Consider the following 22,774-nt stretch of genomic DNA (forward strand, 5'->3'; position numbering starts at 1 on the left):
ACTATCAAACTAATAAAAATTCAAATGGGAAAACCCCAGTTATCGAAGCCTCTCACAGATGAAAGGCTTCGATTTACTGGGGTTTTTTCTGTAGATAGGGGAATCTATTTGAAATTACATGTTAAACTCTCTACCATACTTTCAATATCCATTATATTAATCGTATCCATAAGTTATATCTTTAACTATGCCACGATTTATAATAGGGAATATCATTCTCGTGATATCGTAATCATGGTTGCAATAAGTGTAATCAGTATTTTGGCAATAATCATCACGAATACGCTAATAATAAAGGAATTGACTTCCCGAATAACCACTTTGTTAGAGCAAGTCCATTGGATTTCTAAAGGGAATTTCGGATCTACCATTCATATTGAGAAAACCGACGAAATTTCCAAATTAGGGAGAAGTATAAATCAGTTGTCATTATTTTTATTGCAACTTAAAATATCGCATGTTGAAAAAGAGAACAAACTTCATTATCAGTCCTCACATGATCATTTAACTGGATTGGCCAATCGGACTTATTTGTATCATCACCTAATGGAAATAAAAGAAGCAGGGCAGCAAGCTACCATCATTATCTATGATATAGATGGTTTTAAAGGGTTAAATGATCTGTTAGGAGAGAAAGCTGGAGACAGCTTACTATCAGCGGTTGGTAAGAAGATACAGAAGATAGCCGCTTCCCATTTTGTTGCAAGAATTAGTGGAGATGAATTTGCAGTTGTTGTAAAAGATTTAATTGCTAATGAAAATATTAACCAATTGGTAGAAGAGATAAAATGGCATACCCAAAAGCCTATAACCTTAGAAGGTGAAGAAATTAGAGTAAGTTTATCCGGTGGAATTAGTAAGTATGATGCAATCGAACAAGATATTGAAAGTTGTTTAACCCATGCAGCATTAGCGCTAATGGAAGCTAAGAGGAAAGGGAGAGGGGAAGTCGTAAATTATGACCGCTCCATGAGCCTTTTAAGCTCTGAACAGATTGAAATAGAAAATAGGCTTTATCAGGCTGTAAAGAATAAAGAAATTTACCTAGAATATCAACCAAAAGTATCAGTGAATAGCGGAGAAATTGTTGGGGTCGAAGCTTTAGCAAGATGGAAGGATGCAAAACTAGGAATTATTCCTCCAAACCGTTTTATTCCGATAGCAGAAGAGAAGGGCCTGAATTTAGAAATAACCAAGCAAATTTTATTTGAAGCTTGTAAGCAAGCGAAAATATGGAATACTCAGGAGCTATTTATCCCCGTTTCCGTTAAGGCACTTACTTTTTTACTAAACAACAACAGGAGTTTAAGAATGTTATATTAAATAGTTCCGCAAAATTTACAATTATAGAGGGTATACCAGGAACGGGAAAAACATTATTGCTCTACGATTTTGCAAAAGAATATAATTGGACTCATGATATTGCAATTATTCACACAGGAACCTTAAATACGGGCATTTGGTATTGAAACAACAATTTAAATGGAACATCATTCCTATTAAAGAGTGTAAAAAGGAAGGATCACAGCAATGGTCAAACTTTAAATTCCAAAGCAACTATAAAATCCGATAGTTCCCTAACGTAGGGAAATTCGGCTTTCTTTATGTCGAAATTTGCTTAGCGTATATTTTGCGCTTTTTGTTGGTAGGACCCCAAGTAGGGGTGAATAGTTTAACTAACGGGATCGAATCCCACGGGTTCGACGTTCTACCCCACCTTCCGTACTGATAAGACCATATTTAAAAAGGTCAACCAAAAATACCTGGCTAACCGTGTATTACGAACAAGTCCAAGAGATAACTCATCAGGTTGCTACGGCAGCCTTTTTCTTATTCGTTTAACGGTTATACTTTTAACGAATACTTATGAACCAAATAGGGTAAAAGTTCGTCTTTAAAAAGTAGGAAAAAATTGGAGGAGATAAATTTATTATTGTAGTAACGAGCAGCATTACTGTAATGAATAAAAATACTCTTTGAAAAAAATGACCCTCTTGATAGAGTGAAAAAATCTTAAAGTTGGATCAAAGACATGAAGAAAATAATGTTATAGCTCCTGCGAAACATGTTTCTTATGTCAAAAAGAGACATTGTATTTTATTTTGTTCTAAAATTTTGTAATTTTGGCATTTTTAGTATTTAATAGAAAAGAGAGAAAATAGATTCTGTTCTTTGAGAAATATCTACAAGAACAGTAAATTTTAGGGGGACATTTAAGTGAAAAAGAAGGCATGGATTTGGATCGCCTCTATCGTGGTGCTACTCTTAATTGCAGGAGGCATTACGTATTTTGTCAATGGAGAAAGTACAAGGGTAGTTAGTGATGTAATGGAACAAGTGCCAGTAACTGTTCAAAAAGCATCAGAGAGGGAATTAGTGGAAAGCATCCTTGTAACAGGGGAAATTGTGCCAGAGAGCGAACAAAAGGTCTTTCTAGAAGCTGATAAAGGATCGATAAACGAGTATAAAGTTGTAGAAAATCAGGCAGTAAAGGCGGGCGAACCGCTATTTCTATATGATTCTTCTAAAATAGATACGGAGTTTAGTAGAGCAGTGCGGCACCGAGACTTAACACAGAAAAGAGGGGAAATTGAACAAAATCAAATTGCGGAAGTAAATAAGCGTATAGCTGAAGCAAAAAAGAATGTTGCGAGTGAGGAAGGTACTCAGGATGAGGTGAATCAGCTGAATAACGAGAAAATTCAGCTAGAGATTCAATATGAGGCAACAAAAGCAGAGATTGCCTCCGCACAGGATGAAATCAATGAAATTGATACTCGTAAAAAAGAAATGACGGTCGTTAGTAAAATTGATGGAATTGTAGTAAAGATAAATCAAAATGTAGCGCAAACCGAAACCAGCACACCTGAACCAATCGTTCATATCATTTCAAGTCAGCCATATAAAGTTATCGGAACGATGAGTGAGTTTGATGCAGTGAAAATAAAACAGGCACAACCAGTAATTATTCGACCAAAGGTATACAAGGATCGCGAATGGAAAGGTGCAGTGGAGACTGTTTCACAATTCCCGAATGAAGATGGAGCCAACGGAGGGGAATATGCTGGTGGTGGGAACGTAACGATGTACCCTTTCAAGGTGGCTATTACAGATGATACGTCTGAGCTTCGACAAGGCTTCCATGTGTCGTTAGAGATTCAAGTTAAATTGAATGATTCGGAAAAATCACTTGTCATTCCACATACGGCTTTGGTGAACGAAGGTGGAGTAGACGTGGCGTATGTATTAGTGGATGGAATGCTTTCTAGACGTGAAGTTCAAACGGGGGGAATGAGCGATGAATGGATGGAGGTTGTAGAAGGAGTGCAGTTAGGTGAACAAGTCGTAATCACTCCTTACGAGGGCATGTATGATGGAATGGAAGTGGTCTCATATGATGAGGTTGAGTGAGATTATGAAGGTATATAGTACTGGCGCTCTTGAGGTGCCCGTCCTACACGGAATTGATTTAACGATTGAAGATGGGGAATTTGTAGCAATCATGGGACCCTCGGGATCAGGTAAATCGACACTGATGAATATCATTGGATTTTTGGACCGACCGACCTCTGGTGCGTTTGAGCTGAATGGGGAAGAAGTGGGACTAGTAAAGGAGAAGAAGCTAGCAAAATTGAGAAATGAGCACGTGGGATTTATATTTCAACAATTTTTCTTGCTTCCTAGAGTAAATGCCTTGAAAAATGTCGAGTCTCCCTTGATTTACGCTGGGGTTCCGAAGCGTGAAAGGAATGAGAGATCGAGAGAAATGCTCGAAAAGGTTGGATTAGTGGATCGAATAAAGCACTTACCAAGTCAACTATCCGGAGGGCAAAAGCAAAGGGTAGCTATTGCACGAGCACTTGTGAACCATCCTTCTATTATTCTAGCAGATGAACCAACTGGTGCCCTTGATTCCGTGACAAGTAAACAAATCATGGAGCTCCTCGCCCAATTAAATGAGGAGGGCAGAACAGTCATCATTGTTACTCATGAAGAAGAAGTTGCTGCTTATACAAAAAGGGTCATCACGCTGAAGGATGGTAGGATTACAGACGACCGGAGGAGAATGTCATGAGTATTTGGGAAAGCTTCAAGATTGCTTTATCCTCCATTTGGAACCATAAAATTAGGTCCATATTAACGATGCTTGGAATTATTATCGGTGTGGCAGCCGTGATAATTATCGTAGCTATTGGACAAGGGGCTCGAAAGCAAATGACGGAAGATCTCTTTAGTACAGATAAAAATGCAATTGAGTTATTTTATGAACCGATTCCTGTTGAAGGAGAAACCGATGCGGACATGTATTGGATGCCACCTCAACTAAACTCTGAAGATTTGGAGATACTTGCTGAAGTGCCAGGTGTAAAAGCTGTATTAGGGACCAATCAAGGCTGGGGCACGATGGTCCACGGTGATCAGCAAGGAGAAATGCAAATCACTGGTGTGGGTGCTGACTATTTTTCTGCTAAAAATGTTCAGATTGAGGAAGGCCGTGCCTTTTTTGCGAGAGATGTTGACGGGTTAAATCGTGTTGTCATGATTGACACAGTTGCAAGAGAGAAATTCTTTCAGCCGTCTGAAGGGGCTATTGGAGAAATCGTTGATTTTAACGGGAATCCATATAAAGTCGTTGGAGTGTATGAATCATCCATTCCTGAGCAATATCGTCAGGAGGGAATGGGAGAAATCCTTATGCCACGAACGGTCATTTCGATGATGTTTGGAAATATGGAGATAGAAAGCTTATCTGTTATAGCGAGTGACGCTGAAAAAATCTCGGAAACAGGGCGTTTAGCTGCTGATACGCTTACTGAAAAAAAGAAGCTTGAAAATGGAATGTACAATATTTATGATCAATCTCAATATGAACAAGAAGTAAACACGGTCATCACCATTATGACACTAGTGATTGGAAGTATCGCCGGCATTTCACTCTTAGTTGGTGGGATTGGAGTAATGAATATAATGCTCGTCTCTGTAACGGAAAGAACGAGAGAAATCGGCCTTCGAAAAGCACTAGGAGCCACAAGGGGAAAAATCCTCCTGCAGTTCTTAATTGAGTCAGCCACTCTTACTTCTTTAGGTGGGATGCTAGGAATTGGTCTCGCTGCTGTTGGAACAATCATTGTCACTAATTTTGCTCCTATCAGTGCTTCAGTTAGTCCATTAGTGGCGTTAATCGGTGTTGGTTTCTCCGCATTTATAGGTGTTATATTCGGAATTCTTCCTGCGAACAAAGCCTCGAAGCTAAGTCCAATCGATGCCTTAAGATATGAATAATATAAGTTTTGAATGTGTGTCTTTTTTCAGGTAATTAACGTTAAAAGAGGTTAACGTAGTCGGGGCAAATTCAACAAAATAAATGAATTTCCCTGGCTATTTGTTAAGTGGCTCAAAAAAGAAGTAATTCTTGTCGTATCCTCACTACGGTGTGTTAGGGAAATTCACCACTTTGTCCGATGCGCTGCCTAACAAACAAAAGAATCACAATTAATTTATAGCGGTTACTTTTAATAGAATCAATATTTTGTTGGTTTACTGCGTTTTCATACTGAGTTAACAAAGTACTTAATCTTTCAATCAAATCTTCCTCTGGCTCTAGCACTCTCTAACCCTTCTTTTGTCCGCTGAGCAATTAAATCTCGTTCGAATTGGCTAACGCTTGAAAGACAGTCAGCATCATTTTCCCTTGTGGTGTATTTGTAGCGAAATTCTCTATTATGCTAATCAATTTAACATTTCTACTTTCAAAGTAATCAACTAACTCTATCAGATTTTTTGTACTTCGTCCTAGTTATCAGGAATTACAAGCATCGTGAAAAAATTATGTTTATATGTGTTAATATTGAAAATAATGTTAAATATTTTAAAAAAGAATTTATTTAGGTATGGGAGGTCACTCGTGTTGTATTAAGGTAGATTAAATCATAAAAAAACAACTATTCCTAAATAGTTGATTTTTTATGATCAAAACACAGGTATTAAGTTTAGTGGAAATAAAAGTTGAAAATGGAGATGGATAAATGAAGATTACATTAGAAAATAAACAGCAGAATCTTCCCTTTATGGCAACAATTCTTTTTTATTTAACTGAACTTTATTTATTTCTCACTGGTTTAATTTCAGGTATCTTCTTTGTAAATTCCCTGTTATTAATGATTGTAATATTCCTTATAATTTTGTTTATTATACGGAAAACCAAAGTATCAAAACGCGCATTGGTGTTTTCAACAATTTTATGCTTTCTCTTACTGATATATGAAGCACCACTTATATTATTTAATGAAAATCAATATTTAGTTACTAGTTACAAAGAACCAGAGGAGTTAGTTAAAGAAACGGGAATATATATTTTATCTGTAAATATTGATCACTTAGTTAATGTAGAAAACGAAAAAAAAATACGAGCTATGTATAATTATAGTCAAAGAGTTTATGAAATTATCCCTATAACAAATTTGAAATTTTATATAGACAAAAATACAGTAATCTTTGAATATATAGGTTTACGTAAGAGTGAATTTGAGCACTCATTCGAAAATGTTACGGCCTATTTAAGTAAAAGTAACTCTTCTATTGAGGAATTTTTTAATCGAGATAACAATATTGGTGGAAGTGCTGGTTTAGCTTTAGTACTATCTAGTTTTATCGAACAGGGAACGTTTCAGAATAATATACCAATTACGGTGACAGGAGCCATCAGTAAAACCGGGGCAGTAAAAAAGGTTGGAGGTATAAAAGAAAAAACACAGATTGCAAATGAAAGCAACTTCTCTTATATGATAGTCCCAAAAGAAAATCTTACTGAAGCCAATGAAGTTAAAGAAACATTAAATCTTTCAATAAAAATATTTGGAGTCAGGAATGTTGATGAGGCTATTCAAATTATTAACACTCTAAATAATAGCAAAAAAAAGGGGATATCTTATCATCAAAAATTGTAAAATTCACATGATGTTTGATGATATTACTGAATAAGACCACTTCAATGTTAAACCATCCTCTTACCCTTTTATGATTTTGAGCAAGTATTAAAACTTTTATTTAAGTATTCGATTAATTTTTTCGTGTCTCTTTTTGAGGGTGAAGCCAAGTAATGTTTCAGAATCAATTGTTTCACTTCTTCTTCTAACTTCTTTATTTCAATTTCATTATGTAGTATCGGACACATATATTAATTGCTCCTTTCCTGTAAGTATTATGATAATTGAAATGTGTAAAGAAGAACAATGTGAACAAATTATTTGTAATAAATATGATTCTGAAACAGAGTATTCTAGAGAATTACAGAAGGGTATGTATGTAAGAATACTAAAAGGGGCTGTGTTCAATGAATCCATCCCTAAACTAGTAGCATTTTTTTGTGCGCTTTATTTTTAGGAAAAAGGAGAGCCTGGCGAAATTTATAATTAAAAATCTTCTGGACAGTCCTCCTTTTGAAATAATCAGTCAATCAATTTCCCAATTAGTTTAATGTAATCTTTTGCTCCGTTATAAACATTCTTTGCTTTTACAACAAAAGTTTGTCCTATGGCATTTAGATCTAGGTCGAATTGAATTTCACCGTTGCAGTAGCACGTTTTCTGGGCTTTTATATTACCTGAAGTATCTGTAACAATATACTGTACTCCACTGTTACCAGTAGAATACACAAGATATTGAGTACCTATTAATTCTGCATCTGCCCAAATAGCTTCAGTAGCAATGGTTTTTGTTTGACCTGGGTTGAGAGTAGTATTATAAGCAGTATCAGCAGAAGCTGCATTAGGAACGGCAATACTGGTTGCTACGACTCCAGCTAAAATTAGCATTTTTATTTTTTGTAGTTTCAATACTATGACCTCGTTTTCATATTAGTATGTTTGTATGAAAATTGAAAAAGCCATATATCGATATTAAATCGTTATATGGCTTTAAATTATTAGTCAAATAGATTCCCAACTAATTTAATGAAATCTTTTGCGCCGTTATAAACATTTTTTGCTTTTACAGCAAAAGTTTGTCCTATGGCATTTAAGTCTAAGTAAAAGTTAACCTGACCTTCAACGTATGAGGTTTTTTGTGCTTTTACATTGCCAGAACTATCTACAACAATATACTGTACTCCACAGTTTCCAGTTGAATATACAGGATATTGAGTACCTATTAATTCTGCATCTGCCCAAATAGCTTCAGTAGCAATGGTTTTTGTTTGACCTGGGTTGAGAGTAGTATTATAAGCAGTATCAGCAGAAGCTGCATTAGGAACGGCAATACTGGTTGCTACGACTCCAGCTAAAATTAGCATTTTCATTTTTTGTAGTTTCAAAATCAACACCTCCTTCTCTACTATTAGATTATTATATTTATCAGAAAATTCAAATAGACAAAAATTAAGACATATCTTATTTTTTGTTAATATTGTTAATATTTAGGTAATAACCTTTGTTTTTATGATATAGTAAGAGCAAAGGTTTAGTAGAATTATATTCTATTTTTTTCCGTAATTTTTTTATGCATACATATAAAGAAGAAGGTGAATCTAAATCTAATTTTTCCATCAAAAGGTCTGTACTTACTGCCATTCCCTCAATTTTTAATAAGTAATACAATAGTCTAAATTCTAAGCTTGTTAGTAATTGAATAGAATTTTGGGTTATAATACAATGCTTTTCTATAGAGAAAAAAGTATCATTATGTAATCTATGCAGATCATTAAATTTTCGTGACTTAGTTGTATTTGTATCTACTAATTTACTAAATAGGCTAAAGGAACTGTAATAATCATTCAATAAATCGGAGAAAATAATAATTGGTTTATTAATAGATTTTTCAATTTGACTTAAATTTGTAAAACTTGATAAATCCCAAACAATAGACAAACAATTTTTATCCAATAAAGAGCTTTCAATATCATTAATGAGTTTTAATGATACATTGTAGTAAATTGTTTCTACAAATTTAAATAAATTTTGATTTTTTGTTAAAACAGCCATGTACGATTCCATTTTCCCCTCCTGTGCAATAATGAATTTTGGTAAGTACTAATACATTATAACAAAATTTGTAAAAAATAACACTAAAGTAAATTTTAAACAAAAATTTAAAAAAATAACAGAAAGTTGGTTCTCCTTACTATGTCAAAAAAAATATTATTATTTATTTCGCTTCTTGTTCTATTATCAGGATGTTTAAAACAAATTACTGAAGTAAATGAACAAAAACCTTTAGTGATTGCCACGATAATTCCAGAGCATGGAGAAATGATAAAAAATGTATATAGCAAAAATTATGATAATGATATTGAGCTTAAATCAGTATTCCCTAGTGCTGAAAAAGTATCTGATCACTGGCATGATTTAGATGCGGTAATTGATGAATATATGAAGGAAAATAAAGATATAGATATAATCTTTGGTTTCCCAACAGATTACTTAGATGGTTTGGTAAAAAGAGGAAATGTCAAGAAGTTAAACGATTTAATAGAAGAACCTATTCTTGAAAAAATAGCACCAGCAGTCATCGAACCTATCAAAAAAGCAGGAAATGGTGATGTATATGCTGTATCTCCTACGTTTAATAACCAGTTACTTATATATAATAAAAAGATTTTTAAAGAATTAGGAATAGATAAGCCAGAGAGTAGTATGAATTGGGAGGAAATGGCAAGTTTTGCCGATAAAATTCAATCTCAATCTGATTACAAAGGTATTGCTCTAGGATTTATTGAATCAGATAAAGAATTTTATTGGTTATCTCAGAGTTTAATGGATCCTATCCAAAATATAGAAAATGAAAATGGTAAAGCAGTAGTTGATAATGAAATAAACAAAAAATATTGGACATTATTCTCACAGTTGTACAAAAATAACTTAAAAGCAACCACGGAAGAATTTATAAAGGGCAAAGTTGCTATGGCAATTATTCCAATAAGCCAGCTAGTAGATACTGAATTTATAGAGTTTTATGCAAAAATTGATGATGTTGAATGGGGATTAGTAGAAATGCCAGTATTTGAAGAAAATAAAGGAGGCCTTGCATTTTCAGATTCACTTTTTTCAATTTCAGCTTTTAGCGAGAATGAAGAAGCAGTAAAATTTCTGGAGTATATACAAGGAAAAGAGTTTGCCGAATTATTAACTCAGAACTCATTTTTACCATCTTACTGGGATGAGGATATTAAAGAAGCACTTATTCAAAAATACGGATATGACTTAACTCCAGCCTTTAATCAACCTGGAGCACTGTTTGAAAATCCACAATTTGAAGGAAAAAGGTTTAGAGAAATACGGAATGTAGGAGAAAAATATTTTATACAATATTTGAATGAAACAGGGGAATTAAGTACTTTGTTAGCTCAGTATGAAAACGCAGTAAACCAATAATAAATTGATTCTATTACAAATAATCCGCTATTAATAAATAGCAGTTTTTCGCTTGTCATCTTTAACATCTATCCTCATGTAGATACTTTGATTAGTGAAATGATTGCTGAAACAGGATTGAATCCAGGATTATTAGAAATAGAGATCACTGAAGGAGTACTCCTATCTAAAAATAGTGTTTCTATTTTAGAGCGGATCTGCCAGCTAGGTGTTTCTATAGCAGTTGATGATTTCGGTACAGGATATTCCTCCCTGGGTTATCTGCAGAGCTCCTATACATGCTTTGAAAATAGATAAATCCTTTATTCAAATTATCAATCCTGACTATACCAACAAAGAATTAACCCAATCGATTCTTTATTTAGAAAAGAGCCTTGGATTGCAAGTGGTAGCGGAAGGGGTTGAAACAGAATGGCAATACCAGTTTTTAATGGATCAAGGGTGCGATGTGATTCAAGGGTATTATATCAGTAAACCTCTCCAAACAAAGGGTATTAGGACTTTTATCGAACAAAAGGATAAATCAGTCGTATAGCAGAAAATAAGAAAAGGCAAGCCTGTCATAGGGCTTGCCTTTACTCGTTCCACGAAACAAATGAAGGGATTCTCAATAGACCATTTTTCGTAAGGTTTCTGTATTTTACAGTACAGGGAACCGGCTCGATGAAGTAGTATTTATCACTTTGCTCCAACAAGCGCTTTTCCTTGTATAACTTTTTTCTATCAGCAGGGGGAACGAATTCCATAATGCCTGCAGCTCGTCCATCACTAAATTGTAATAGCCAGCCAAATTTATCTTTTTGTAACCCGACTATGGAAACACTACCATCATATTGGTAGTTAATCAGCTTCCTCCATGATGGAGATCTACGATGCTCATAGGTGGAATCTTTGCGCTTTTGGCAGATTCCCTCTAATCCTTGTTGTTTAGTAAGTTCAAAGTATTCTGGGCCGTAACCCAACATCCATTTCGTGACCACAAAATTAGGGTGTTCTATATCTAATGAATCGAGTATCATCTTACGATCCAGGAGGGGCATAGAGGTTATTTTCTCGTTTTTATAATATATGACATCAAAAGCGCAAAACTGATAGAAATGAGCGCTTTTAGAGGACCTGAATACCTCCATCGCAGCTTCGAAGTCTGGAGCCCCATTTTTCCCTGGTACAACCAGCTCTCCATCTAAAATGGTTCCTTCTGGTACGTCTAGGGTTAATAAGTCTCTAAAGATGTAAGTGACTTCATTCCCATGTCTCGTATAGAGCTTAATATTATGGTTAAACTTACTGAGAATTAATCTGATCCCGTCCAGTTTTAACTCGTTGATTAGCTCCATTGACTCAGAAGCTGATTCGCTCTTTTGAAGTAACATTGGACTAACAAACATGATTGTTTCAACTCCTTATCTTAATTTTAACAGATAACACGACTGTAAAAATTAGTAAGTTTATGGTAATCCCCTTGCTAAACAGGAACATTTGTTCTAACATGAATGTAATAATAGTTAAAGTGAGGAATAGTATGAGTCATATTCTTACAGAAGAAGATAAGGATATATCAGCAAAATTTATTGTCTTGGGATTACTGGTTGATACATTGGAAAGAGAAAAGCAGTCGATAGCAGCGTCTACAATCCGGATGCAGAATCCATTCTTAGAATTGGTGGAGGTTATTCTCAAAAAAGTGAGGATGGAATTAATTGAAACAAAGCGGATTATGGGGAAGAAGGGAATTAAGGTCTTTAATAGGGAAGTTGTAAATGAAGATTTTTGGGTTTATAAATACTTAGTCCGCGGGTACAACAGTGAATTTCGATTTTTGAAATATGCGCTAAAAATGATGATGGAAAATAAGATGAGGGATTACCTGGCATTGGAAAAGAATAATAATAATTAGGAAACGAATGTTCTTATTACTGCCAAAAGTGGTATAATAAAGAGGACAGTTTAATACGGGTGGAGCAGTGAATCCCTGTGGAGACGGGGGTGAACTGTATGAGCGAACTACAGATCTTTTTAGGATCAGGCCTATTCATATTAGCCTTTTTGAACCTTGTAGTCGTACTAATAAAACTTGCACAAAAAAAGTAATCCACCCGTCGACAATGGCATAGTAGACCGGGTGGATCGTTTCGTTCTCCCACAGCAGCTGCGCCACTGTAGAATTATACTGTCATGAGTCAAAGTGTTGGTCGCACTTTGGCTCTATTTATTATATGTCTTCTTAATGTAAATTATATCACAAACAGCTAAACTGTAAACTTTTTTCAGATTGTAATTACTAAATAGACTTAAAAAAATGAACTTTCATAAAAAAAGTGCTTCTCTATATAGAGAGGCACTTTTTACGTTATTATGCTGACACTTCTTTAACAGATAGGATACGGAGATAGTTATAACCAAATACTTTTCTAAACTTACCCTTAGCATCTCCTTTATTTCTTGCCTCGCATCTCCATTTAGAGAAGTTTAATAAGTTTTCTCCATAGTACACTTCATAAGTATATAAGGGTTCGTTTATCTTATTCATGTTTTCACCACTTTCAAAGATTGAAAAGTCCTACTTCGTTTTGAAATACTTTGGGTTATTGGATACACTGAGACTACTTTATTAGAGGTAACCCTTTTCTTTTAATGACAAAAATTTTCCACAATCGCCGATTATAATATGATCGAGCAACTCGATGCCTATCTCAGCTCCTACGACCTTCAAACGCTTAGTAATATCAATGTCTTCACGCGAAGCGTCAGGTGATCCGGACGGGTGGTTATGACAAGCGATTATACTAGCAGCACTGACTCTAAGGGCTTCACGATAGACATCACGTGGATGAACGACAGCTGCATTTAATGTTCCCTTGAAAATATTTTTCCTAGAGATAACTTGGTTTTTGGTATTCAAGAAAATTACATCAAATAACTCTTGATTTAGATATTCTAAATCTGAAAAGTACTTTGCAGCATCTTCTGGGGATCTAACAGTGTAAGATTCCTCTTTCTGATACTTTCTAATGTAATTTGCAAGGCCAAAAGCACTCATTATTCTATTTGCACCTGTTTCACCGACAGATGGATAAGCCATTAACTCTTTTTTTGATAACTCAGCTAGGCCATTAACACCTAAACTAGCTAATTCACCAGTAACAGCAGCTTCCGCTTTTGGTCCAATTAATACAGCAAGCATGTTTTGTAAACTTGTACAATCCGCTCCGTATAATGTAAATTCCTCTTTTGCCAACTGATAATGCTTTTTCATAATTAACACTCTCCAAAAGGTTTTTTGTTTTTGAACACAAAAAAGCGCTCTTTAGAGACGATTCTTAGACAAAGAGAAAACTCTTTGATTAAAGATCGTTCCAAAGAACGCTTATGGTTTAGTGTTCAGCCGCTAATCATAAAATGATTGCAAAAATAAAGAAAAAAGGAAAACCGCTATGACTCAATTATAATATATTTTTATTAGTAACGACCACATTATTTTTAGAATTTTTCTTTTTTATCAGATTAAGCTTCATTCAGGATCTGTTCTATTTTTAGATATATATTATTGGCCAGCTCTTTATTCCAATCTTTCTGATCATTTTTAGCATGATGAAGATGTTCTTCTACACTCTCCGTGCTAAATGTAACAGGGAGGAAGAAGCAAGTATTATACATTGGGATGCTTATAAGCCATTTATATCCTTGTTGTGGTGATATCTCAGTAAGATTTATGAAGACTGATACAAGAGAAGACCCCTGGTTTGTTTCTAACTTGTATTCTATAGAGAAAACATTGTTGTTCTTTAATTTGTTTAATGCAGCATCTCTTCCGTAATCCACTGGTAAATTACTCATTTTGTATACCACCTTTATTGTATTTTATATGCGTTTTCCACTAGACTTAAAGCTAAGAAGGTTCACCATAAGAACGGAAATTAAGACGAAGACGTAAAAATATAAAGGGTCGAAATTAGGTAGCGTAACATGTTTCTCAATCCATGCAGCTGTCTTCTCCGCGTTAAATGAAATATAAGTCACTGATACTAAGAAGATTGTATTTAAAAAGAATCTTCCAGGACTTAGTTTTGGGATAATCATGTAAAACAATCCATTTAGGGTAATGAAATACCGCCAACGATTAATACAAGAATTTTTAGCATTTCGATAATCACGGTAATTTCCTCCTTCATAATTTAATAAAAACAATTGATAAGGTCTTACTTGGGAGTTCTTACTTGCTCCATTTCATTTATTACTTTTTTGCGCTCTTCTTGAGAAAGATTTGTATATAGAGATGTAGTTTCAATAGAACTGTGGCCCAACTGATCTCTTAGCAATACAATATTTCCACCGGTCCTTATCCATTCACTTGCAAAGGTGTGTCGTAGTTTATGAGGGCTTAGGATTTTACCTTCATTAAAGGCCTTTGTGTATTTATTTATTAGATTTTGAATGGCTCTTACGGATATTGGTTGTGCTCCACCGTTGTACTTGGTAAGAAAAACATAAGGATCATTGTCTGTAGCTTTGTATCTCTCTTTCCTTATATCCAAGTAAATTCTTAACTCTTCCATAGCAGAAGGGAGGACGTCAGCGGTATCATCTTTTCCACCCTTACGAATTATGTCAATTTCACATCTTTTAAAATCAACTCCAGATATTAATAAACTGGCAATTTCCGAAACACGTATCCCGCTACCCAGGAGCAAGCTAATTAAAGCTACATCTCGTTCTTTATCCCTCTTGAAAGAAGAGTGTTCGCGAGGGGATAAGCCTTTTTCATATTTATGTTTTACAAAGTCGATAAAGGAATGGATTTCTTTATCTGATAAAATTACAGAGCTTATTTTTTTTGCTCTACGACTGGCTGTAACCTTCTTTTTAGTAAGGCTAATTTTACTAAAGACATTACGGTAAAAATAACATTCCCCATCGTCGTTTTCTGTTTCTGTAGTTAAGTAATTAAAGAGGGACTTTAATGCATTAATGTTTCTTTGTATGGCAGCATCCGATCGTTTTTTTATAACACCTTTTTTTACATTTAGATCTTCTTCGGTTAAGTAATCGATATAATATTCTACGTTATCTTTTCTAAGATGCTCTAGGGCGTAGTAAGGAATGTCTCTTATTTTGTCAACCAGATTACCATTATCATCTAAAGGAATTAACTGTTCTTTAAGTAGCCATTTAAAAAACTTCTCATATTCATGAACATAGCTAAGCAGTGTAGAAGGGGAATATTTTTTTCTTTTTTTTGATCGGATAAACTCTATTACATAGTCCGGCATAGAAGGTAAGTGTTGTTCTAGTCTCTTTTCGTGTATTTGCTGTTCTCTGGTTCTTCCAGCCAATCAAAATACCTCCCTCTATAAAGTTTAAATATCTCCTGAATACTCACGTATTCTCCGTTTTTCAAAAACACCAATTAGTAGACTCACCAACATGAGTGGATAGATATTGAATATCTATCTAATTTTTACAGGGTGGGGGCCATCCTAACAGCCAAACTGGGCTAGTTTGGTAAAAACCATATAACCGTGCTAAGGTTCTCCACGCAAGTCACGGTCGCTAACCCTCCCATTTCTCTCCGGATGGTAATCCACACATTCCTTCGTCCTGCGTATCCATGAGGTGGAGGTTGGATATGCTCCTTTGCTGGGTCTTGTTGCCCGGATGGAATAAATAAGCTCCAACTCTGCACTAATGGTATTTGTAGTTGAGATATACCAAGTTATTCTGGAGTAAGATAATAGGCTTATGCAGCCTGTAATTCATTAATTTGAGGTATTCCTCTTAACAGTAAGGAACCATCAAATTCACATTGCTTATTGCCAATGACAAACAACACTCGTAATAGCTTACAACACAAGGCAATGAGTGACTGTTGCTTCTTAAGCGGGCGGTCTGCTCGCTTGGTGTAATACTGATGCAAGGCTTTAAACGTAGGGTTATGGGCAACCATTGGGCGAATAGCTAGATATAGTGCTCTTCTTAAACGACTTCGTCCTCTTTTGGAGATTCTTGTTTGCCCTTTGAATTTGCCGGAACTATGTTCTCGTAAAGAGAGCCCTGCAAGGTTTACTAGTTGCTGGGGATGACTGTACTTCGTGATGTCTCCCACTTCTGCATAGAATAGAGCGACGGTGGTAGAACCCATGCCAGGAATGTTTTTCATTTCTTTGGCCCCTGGCAACGTATCTACAAGCACTTCGAGCTCTTCATCTAATTCCTTCAATTGCTTTTTAAAAAGGTCATATTGATCTAACAAACAATCTAATTCCTGTTTGGCAAACCGAATGCCTATTTGTATCCCCACGCTTTTTTTAGCAGTTTCGACAAGCTTAGTGGCCCGTTTTAATCCGACACCACGTTGCACAAAAGGTTTCCATCGTGCTAATACTTCCTCTGGTGTCATCTCCCGAATTTGAGAGGGAAATGGAAAGAGCCTCAGTGTACACAAGGCGGCTTTTCCTTCCCAATCTCCAAATACGTCGAAGAACTCGGGGTAGTATCGTTGGATACTGTTTTGAATTCGCCCTTCGATAATCATGAGTTGTTTGGTCAGCTGATCTCTTAATTTGACGCCTTCTCTTAGTTCAGCATAAATGCCTTCCAAGAGGTTCGGTACGGAGTATCGGCCATCCTTTATCAACTGTGCGATTACGCGGGCATCTTTCGTATCATTTTTGGTTGGTGAATTATCGTCTAGCTCTTTTGATTTCTTCACGTGCATCGGATTGACTAAAACAAAGTCAAAACCTTTGGCACGAAGGAAATACGCCAGGTTAAGCCAATAATGTCCCGTAGGTTCTACGCCAAAAATGACATGGTTTTTACCGTTTTTCTTTTGATGGCGTTCCATCCAATCCAATAGTAGCTGAAATCCATGAATTCGATTTTCAAAGACCAATCGTTTTCCAAATTCAATTCCTCGATCGTCTTGTGCACGTGCCACGTGTTTGTCTTTGGCAATATCAATACCAATGATGAGAGTTGACGGTGTGATTTGAGAGATTTTCTGATTTTGTGTATAATGCATGTTGAGTCCTCCTTGGTTCTAAATTAAGGGTCCATTTTTGCTTCGAAGCTTTGGACACCTCGTATCATACCAAGGGGCTCTTTTTTTGTTCAACCCTCAAAAACATTCATTACAGGAATGCTCCTTATATTATTGAGGAGAGGAAGGGAATTTAACATTCCTAACCCTCAAAGTTTTTTCGACAAAAAACGACAAGTTTGCGTGAAAGAAAATTTTAACGAATAATAAAGTATTACATTTTCCACCATGAATACTGTCATAATCTTTCCTCATTTGGAATATAGACTAAACATAATTACATGATATTTAGAGAGAAAACGTTATAGTAGTTTTATTTAACTTATAGTTTAACCAACCGTTAATAAATCGTTTTAATTCTTTTTTTATCTCATCTACAGGAGGGGGATTAATTATAGAAGGAGCTGCTTGTTGTCTATTTCTAAATCCGTGTCGGGAGAATAACCCTGATGCCATATAGTTATTCATATAACCTTTGATATTGTCGCTTTTTAAATATTCTAAAGCCTCTTTTGCCACATTAGAAAACTGCACTATCTCCTGTTTCCCCCAATCATTCTCAATTGTCTCAACAATTTTATATAGGTTAATATAGAAATATTGTGCAAAATTAAAAGCATCATTCATCAAGATTAAAACATTACTAACTAAGTCATCTGTTGCAGCTAAATTTAAATATGAATGATATTGATTAACATATGTCCGTTGTTGCACAATTTGATTTTTAAAGGGATCTGCCATTTCTTCAAGGGCTATATTTTCATCTGATACTCCCAGGGAAAAAGAGTGGACATCTTCATCACTATAATAAAATACAATCTTACTTGTATCGTAACCCCATATGAGGGAATAGCTTAGCCTCTGAATAGATGTAAATATCGCAGTTATGCTCTTGGCACGATAAATAGCTCTTTGGTGGTCTGAAACATCAACATCATTGAAATGAGGTGAACCAAGATAATACTTCGAATTACCTGCATATAATTCTAGCTCAAAAACATAAATGTGTGATGAAAAGTCCCGAGTTGCTAGCTCTGCTGCTGGTCCCGGAGTTGTTATAGGAAAAAGCCACATATCCAATATCTCCTTTATTAATAATCTTAATATTAAATAACTTAGGGAATTAATGTTTATTCCTAAACCAATACTTATCCTTTATATAATTATAAAAGGGAGACTAATCAAGCAATATCTTCAAAAAGTATTCTTCCAATTGAGTGTTATTCAAAGTAAAGTCTATTGGTTTAGCTCGATATAATTGTCTCATAATATCATCTAAAAACTTGGAGTGTTTTTTGAGTTCATCTTCAATAACATTAACAGCTTGTCCATGGGTTAGCCTGGACCTTATTCCGTAAGCTTTTTTAATACTTTTAAAATACTCTATTTTTTGTTCTAGACTTGTTCCAAGGACTGCGGCTGCCCTTTCAGCAATTTTATGAGTAACTTCAGTATTATCTGTGGTAAATAAACATTCAAGAGCATTACAATAATTAAAGATTTTTAATGGAAGTATTGTCTGATTTCTGGCTATACTCACAAAGACCTGAGATCGTTCTATTCTAGTAAGCTCTTTTCCTAAAGGGTTTGCTTGAGGATATCTGCCCCCGTCTATTAACATATTAAATTCAAATGGAGTGATATCTTTATAAATCTCTACCGCTTCTAATATATGTTCTCTTGAAAATGTACTGGTAACATGAAAACCTTCACTTGTTGAAGGTATAGCAGATAGTGAGGATTTTTGAAGTTTACCATCTTTAGGGTTATCAGAATTATGTAGATAAATAAAACCATCTCTTACATAAGAACTGTGATCTTCCACTTCCCAAAGAGTCTCCAAAAAAGCTGAAACGTTCCTTAAGTATAGAAAACAGTAATTTTGATAGTTATCCTGTTTACCGTATTGTTCATATAAATTTTCAATTTCACCCTCAGCATAAATATAAGTAGAATCTTTTAATTCATGGTATCCAACAGCCCCCACATACTCATATATATCAGTCGATGTAAATAATTGTTCAATAAAGGTATTACTATTTGAAAGTCTCATATTGTCTTTTATTTGTATTCCTCTGTTTAAAGAACTACTTACATTGAAGAAATGTATTGGGATTAGAATGGTATATTTCATAAAAATTCACTCCTTGCTTTCTATTTTAGGATTTTAACTTTTTCGACAACAGGTCTTCAAAGTACTCTTCAAGAGTATATTTACCTTTATATATATTCTCAAAAGCATTGTTTACAAAGTCTACTTCATAAAGTATTTCAATTATCCAATTTGGTGAATTAAAGTCTTTAGGCAATAAATCCTCAAATATAAAAGATTGAATTGACTCATGTTTATCTATTTTTGTCCATTTGTGCTGTTCTTCATGATAAACTATCCATTTAGAAAACAAGTATTCTATCAATTCCATCTCGCTGCTGGCATTTTCATCAAGATCATCAAAAAACCATTCATCTGGCAAGGCGACTATCTTAAATCCTAAATTATTCATCCGTTCTTTTGCTTCGTGCAACAAGCTATTACTCTCTTTTATAGACTTAATAAGTTGGTCTCTCATTTAACTCGCCTACCATTTCACTTTTGACTATTTAGCATCATCATAATCTTTTAAAGCACATTCCTCTGAACAGAACATAGAACATTGATTTTTTCCTCCAACAAAGTAGGGGAGGTTACTTTTAGATGACCACTTTTCATTACAAAAATGACACTTAAAAGACCACGTTCCTTTTTTAGAATTAGGATAACGTTCACATAAGGAATGTAACCTTATATACTCACTTTGGGTTAAGTTTAAGTATTTTTTACCTCGGATAACATATTCCATTCTATAATGTCCTCCATATCGTAATTAAGAGGTTGTCCATGTTGGTAATTTTATTATATTTTACCTTCGCCTTGACTACCTATTATTGGGAAAACTTATATTTATGTGTAAATTATACCATATAGAATTCAAAAGATAAACTGTTCGTTAAATTAGAGTTTCACGCAAACATATAAAAGAAGAGATTAATTCTTATACCCTCTCCTTTGTTCGTACAAAGACACCAAACTCTAAACTATTTAGACAAGAATCACTAAACCGATATATTTTTTTGTGCGTTTTCTTTAATAACAAACTCCAAAAACGAAAAGCTGGTAAGACAGACGGTTTATATTTTTTTGCCCTTTTACAATATTTAGAATAAATTTATAAACAGGAGATTCAAGGAATCGGTCTATAAAAGTCTAGACTTACTTTCAAACACAATGTATCCATATACTTTGAAGCCAGAATATAACTTACTTTCAATATTATTTTTTGAGGGTTTAAGGGTAATTTCAGAGTATAACTTAGTTTCAAGAAAACCTTCCTTGTTTCAAGTAATTGTAAATTTGTATTTTTTTAGATAGCTAGGTTCCATTAAACAAGTGAGATAACTAAGATGAAAATGCTGTTAGGTTTATTATGAATTTAAAAAATTCTTTTCTTTTTTATTCCAAATATCAACAAAAGGGCTATTGATATAAAGAAAGAAATTATTACTATAGTTAATATTACCCAATTAATTTTAAATTGTAAGACTAAAGCCAGTATAGAAACTAGATTAATTATTATTATTGGTACACTTCTCCATTTCAACCTATTAGTTACTAACAATTCAAGAAAAATTATTATCATAAACAACATTATAACTATTGCACTTACACGCAAAGTGCTTAAATTAGCATTACTGCCGCTAAACCAAATGAGCATAAAGAATGTTCCCACATACAAAGTAAAAACAGGCATAACAATTGAATAAGAAAGGACCTGAAACTTTTTAACAAAATATAAAGTTCCTTCTAATGGTAACTTTATATGTTTCCATTCTTTATTATCATTTTTTATGCTTTTAACTTCATTTAATATCTTATTCTTTATACTAGTCATTTTCTCTTGTTCACTTTTTAAAACATCCTCTAATTCTTTGAGAATTTCATTCATAAGAATTACATTCATATAAGGAAGACTCTCGTAAACAGAAGAAAAAAAATCATTGGGCTTTTCATTATAATAGGCTTTTAATAATTTGCTATAATGTGTCATAGATTGCTCAGTTACATGGATGGTTTTATCAACTTTTCTCTGATATTGTTCTTTAAATTCTTTATATAACCATATGAATAAAGCAGTTAATATTAACCATGCAGTGACCTCCATAGGGGTCATGTTAGTTCCTTGAATTATGTGATCAAAAATACTTTTTACACTCATTAAAATACTCCATTATACATTTTTAGTAGAGGATATATATCCGATTGTATGGTCGTTAAACTGTACCAGTAGCTACTGTTGTTCGTACATTTTATATTATACACGAAGTTAAATTGCGAGTATGAACTGCCTCCTTCCGTCGTAAATTATATTTGACGAGCGACACAAAAGTCTTTGTGAATTGTTTAATGGTTTATTTGTTCTATTATAATGACACAAAACTCCTTAATATTTAGGAGTTTTGTGTCATTCAATTAAAGCGCCCGATAGTTGAAGATCGCATTCAGTTTGACTCTACTACCTTAATTTACAACCAGATAAGTTTTTATTGTATTGCTTTTGGGAGGTACAAGAAGACTATTACAAAACACCACGCCCGCAATTAGATCAGGGGCAAATTGAAGAAATGGAACAGCTAATTTTAGAAAGCTTTGAAAACCAAGTTTTGTTAGAAATAATGACTTTGAAAAATGGGTTCATTACATCAAGAATTGGGACCGTTACAAAGGTTGATCCAATAAATAAAAAAGTCATTGTCAAAGATGAACACAACTCTATATTAACGATAGATTTTTTCACTATCACAAGCGCAATAACTAAATAGACTCCATCTTGAAATTAATAACAGGCTTAAGCCTGAAAATCGTCTTTAGAATAAGACAACAAAAAACCAGTATCCCGAAAAAGGTACTGGTTCTTTTAATCATGCTTGAGAAACGTTCTGTGACGAAATTAGCAAGCGTCTTAATGCATACAGCTTCATTCGATGTTAAAAACAAACGTCTAAGTTTTGATAACCTGATCCCAAACTTCATTGATCTTGGTTATCCGCTGAACTGGATTCTGTATCTAAGTTCATTTATGCTATGATTAATTTCATCGAATTTAGACCCCCGTAGTCTCATATTTGTATATCTTATATATTTCTAATTTACATAATGCTTCATATTTTCTATAACTATAGTTATTCTTCATTGTTTTTTTCTGAAGGAACTAATACTGGAACATTAACGTCTTGTTTTGTCGCCGTTTGCTGGTTCTGTGCCTAGGAGGAGTAATTAACGCTTCTTAAATATATTGTTATTCCGCCATATCCTTTTTTGATAAAGTAAAGT

22 protein-coding genes and 2 pseudogenes are annotated in these 22,774 nt (G+C 34.3%); 9 read left to right on the forward strand and 15 right to left on the reverse strand.

Annotated features, from left to right (window positions below):
- The first annotated feature begins 108 nt into the window (after positions 1-108).
- The 4 genes from ACFVAD_RS18995 (at position 109) to ACFVAD_RS19010 (ending at position 5,283) form a co-directional block, all read left to right on the forward strand.
- Positions 109-1,323 carry a diguanylate cyclase domain-containing protein gene (locus ACFVAD_RS18995; RefSeq protein ID WP_386643713.1) on the forward strand — a complete coding sequence of 405 codons (1,215 nt, stop codon included), beginning with the start codon at positions 109-111 and terminating at the stop codon, positions 1,321-1,323.
- An 894-nt stretch (positions 1,324-2,217) separates the two neighbouring features.
- Positions 2,218-3,411: an efflux RND transporter periplasmic adaptor subunit gene (locus ACFVAD_RS19000; protein ID WP_386643716.1), complete on the forward strand. Its 1,194-nt coding sequence runs from the start codon at positions 2,218-2,220 to the stop codon at positions 3,409-3,411.
- Positions 3,395-4,075: an ABC transporter ATP-binding protein gene (locus ACFVAD_RS19005; RefSeq protein WP_386643792.1), complete on the forward strand. Its 681-nt coding sequence runs from the start codon at positions 3,395-3,397 to the stop codon at positions 4,073-4,075. Before ACFVAD_RS19000 ends, ACFVAD_RS19005 begins: the two co-directional genes overlap by 17 nt.
- The gene (locus tag ACFVAD_RS19010; RefSeq protein WP_386643719.1) at positions 4,072-5,283 is read left to right on the forward strand and encodes an ABC transporter permease; all 1,212 of its coding nucleotides are present in this window, start codon (positions 4,072-4,074) and stop codon (positions 5,281-5,283) included. Before ACFVAD_RS19005 ends, ACFVAD_RS19010 begins: the two co-directional genes overlap by 4 nt.
- A gap of 154 nt (positions 5,284-5,437) precedes the next feature.
- Here ACFVAD_RS19010 and ACFVAD_RS19015 read toward each other — a convergent pair whose 3' ends face one another.
- Both ACFVAD_RS19015 and ACFVAD_RS19020 read right to left on the reverse strand, forming a co-directional pair.
- Complete coding sequence (locus ACFVAD_RS19015) at positions 5,438-5,608, reverse strand: hypothetical protein (RefSeq protein WP_386643722.1); 171 nt, start codon at positions 5,606-5,608, stop codon at positions 5,438-5,440.
- Positions 5,589-5,797: pseudogene (locus ACFVAD_RS19020) on the reverse strand (recombinase family protein); the annotation flags it as partial. The gene ACFVAD_RS19015 and the pseudogene ACFVAD_RS19020, both read right to left, overlap by 20 nt.
- Positions 5,798-6,026: 229 nt before the next feature.
- On the opposite strand from ACFVAD_RS19020, the gene ACFVAD_RS19025 reads away from it, so the two are divergent.
- Positions 6,027-6,947, forward strand: coding sequence for a S16 family serine protease (locus ACFVAD_RS19025; protein ID WP_386643725.1), 921 nt, complete (start codon positions 6,027-6,029; stop codon positions 6,945-6,947).
- Between the two features lie 501 nt (positions 6,948-7,448).
- Here ACFVAD_RS19025 and ACFVAD_RS19030 read toward each other — a convergent pair.
- The 3 genes from ACFVAD_RS19030 to ACFVAD_RS19040 form a co-directional block, all read right to left on the reverse strand.
- The gene (locus ACFVAD_RS19030) at positions 7,449-7,835 is read right to left on the reverse strand and encodes a hypothetical protein (protein ID WP_386643728.1); all 387 of its coding nucleotides are present in this window, start codon (positions 7,833-7,835) and stop codon (positions 7,449-7,451) included.
- An 89-nt stretch (positions 7,836-7,924) separates the two neighbouring features.
- Positions 7,925-8,311 carry a hypothetical protein gene (locus ACFVAD_RS19035; RefSeq protein WP_386643730.1) on the reverse strand — a complete coding sequence of 129 codons (387 nt, stop codon included), beginning with the start codon at positions 8,309-8,311 and terminating at the stop codon, positions 7,925-7,927.
- A 76-nt stretch (positions 8,312-8,387) separates the two neighbouring features.
- Positions 8,388-8,990: a winged helix-turn-helix domain-containing protein gene (locus tag ACFVAD_RS19040; protein WP_386643733.1), complete on the reverse strand. Its 603-nt coding sequence runs from the start codon at positions 8,988-8,990 to the stop codon at positions 8,388-8,390.
- A 129-nt stretch (positions 8,991-9,119) separates the two neighbouring features.
- Here ACFVAD_RS19040 and ACFVAD_RS19045 point away from each other — a divergent pair, with 129 nt between their 5' ends.
- Both ACFVAD_RS19045 and ACFVAD_RS19050 read left to right on the forward strand, forming a co-directional pair.
- A complete protein-coding gene (locus tag ACFVAD_RS19045; RefSeq protein WP_386643736.1) occupies positions 9,120-10,367 on the forward strand; it encodes an ABC transporter substrate-binding protein in 1,248 nt (415 codons plus the stop codon).
- A gap of 99 nt (positions 10,368-10,466) precedes the next feature.
- Positions 10,467-10,902, forward strand: a pseudogene (locus ACFVAD_RS19050) (EAL domain-containing protein).
- A gap of 40 nt (positions 10,903-10,942) precedes the next feature.
- On the opposite strand, the gene ACFVAD_RS19055 reads toward ACFVAD_RS19050, so the two are convergent.
- Positions 10,943-11,755: an ATP-dependent DNA ligase gene (locus ACFVAD_RS19055; RefSeq protein WP_386643739.1), complete on the reverse strand. Its 813-nt coding sequence runs from the start codon at positions 11,753-11,755 to the stop codon at positions 10,943-10,945.
- Between the two features lie 134 nt (positions 11,756-11,889).
- On the opposite strand from ACFVAD_RS19055, the gene ACFVAD_RS19060 reads away from it, so the two are divergent.
- Entirely contained in the window at positions 11,890-12,264 is a 375-nt protein-coding gene (locus ACFVAD_RS19060; protein WP_386643742.1) for a YhjD family protein, read from the forward strand.
- Positions 12,265-12,978: 714 nt separating this feature from the next.
- On the opposite strand, the gene radC is transcribed toward ACFVAD_RS19060, so the two are convergent.
- From radC to ACFVAD_RS19105, 9 genes are all read right to left on the reverse strand, one after another.
- The gene (gene radC, locus ACFVAD_RS19065) at positions 12,979-13,623 is read right to left on the reverse strand and encodes a RadC family protein (protein ID WP_386643745.1); all 645 of its coding nucleotides are present in this window, start codon (positions 13,621-13,623) and stop codon (positions 12,979-12,981) included.
- Between the two features lie 248 nt (positions 13,624-13,871).
- Positions 13,872-14,204, reverse strand: a complete 333-nt coding sequence (locus ACFVAD_RS19070; protein WP_386643748.1) for a hypothetical protein — start codon at positions 14,202-14,204, stop codon at positions 13,872-13,874.
- Between the two features lie 362 nt (positions 14,205-14,566).
- On the reverse strand, positions 14,567-15,700 hold the full coding sequence (xerS, locus tag ACFVAD_RS19075) for a tyrosine recombinase XerS (protein WP_386643751.1): 1,134 nt from the start codon (positions 15,698-15,700) through the stop codon (positions 14,567-14,569).
- Between the two features lie 404 nt (positions 15,701-16,104).
- Positions 16,105-17,388, reverse strand: a complete 1,284-nt coding sequence (locus ACFVAD_RS19080; protein WP_386643754.1) for an IS110 family RNA-guided transposase — start codon at positions 17,386-17,388, stop codon at positions 16,105-16,107.
- Between the two features lie 306 nt (positions 17,389-17,694).
- On the reverse strand, positions 17,695-18,480 hold the full coding sequence (locus ACFVAD_RS19085; RefSeq protein WP_386643757.1) for a hypothetical protein: 786 nt from the start codon (positions 18,478-18,480) through the stop codon (positions 17,695-17,697).
- A gap of 103 nt (positions 18,481-18,583) precedes the next feature.
- Positions 18,584-19,540 carry a hypothetical protein gene (locus ACFVAD_RS19090; protein WP_386643760.1) on the reverse strand — a complete coding sequence of 319 codons (957 nt, stop codon included), beginning with the start codon at positions 19,538-19,540 and terminating at the stop codon, positions 18,584-18,586.
- A 25-nt stretch (positions 19,541-19,565) separates the two neighbouring features.
- Entirely contained in the window at positions 19,566-19,976 is a 411-nt protein-coding gene (locus ACFVAD_RS19095; protein WP_386643763.1) for a hypothetical protein, read from the reverse strand.
- Positions 19,977-20,003: 27 nt separating this feature from the next.
- On the reverse strand, positions 20,004-20,246 hold the full coding sequence (locus ACFVAD_RS19100; protein WP_386643765.1) for a hypothetical protein: 243 nt from the start codon (positions 20,244-20,246) through the stop codon (positions 20,004-20,006).
- A gap of 630 nt (positions 20,247-20,876) precedes the next feature.
- Complete coding sequence (locus ACFVAD_RS19105; RefSeq protein ID WP_386643768.1) at positions 20,877-21,659, reverse strand: hypothetical protein; 783 nt, start codon at positions 21,657-21,659, stop codon at positions 20,877-20,879.
- A 328-nt stretch (positions 21,660-21,987) separates the two neighbouring features.
- Between ACFVAD_RS19105 and ACFVAD_RS19110 the strand changes: the two genes are divergently transcribed.
- A complete protein-coding gene (locus ACFVAD_RS19110; protein WP_386643771.1) occupies positions 21,988-22,263 on the forward strand; it encodes a YolD-like family protein in 276 nt (91 codons plus the stop codon).
- Positions 22,264-22,774 lie beyond the last annotated feature (511 nt).

This window comes from Sutcliffiella sp. NPDC057660 (assembly GCF_042800035.1).
Classification (GTDB): domain Bacteria; phylum Bacillota; class Bacilli; order Bacillales; family Bacillaceae_I; genus Sutcliffiella_A.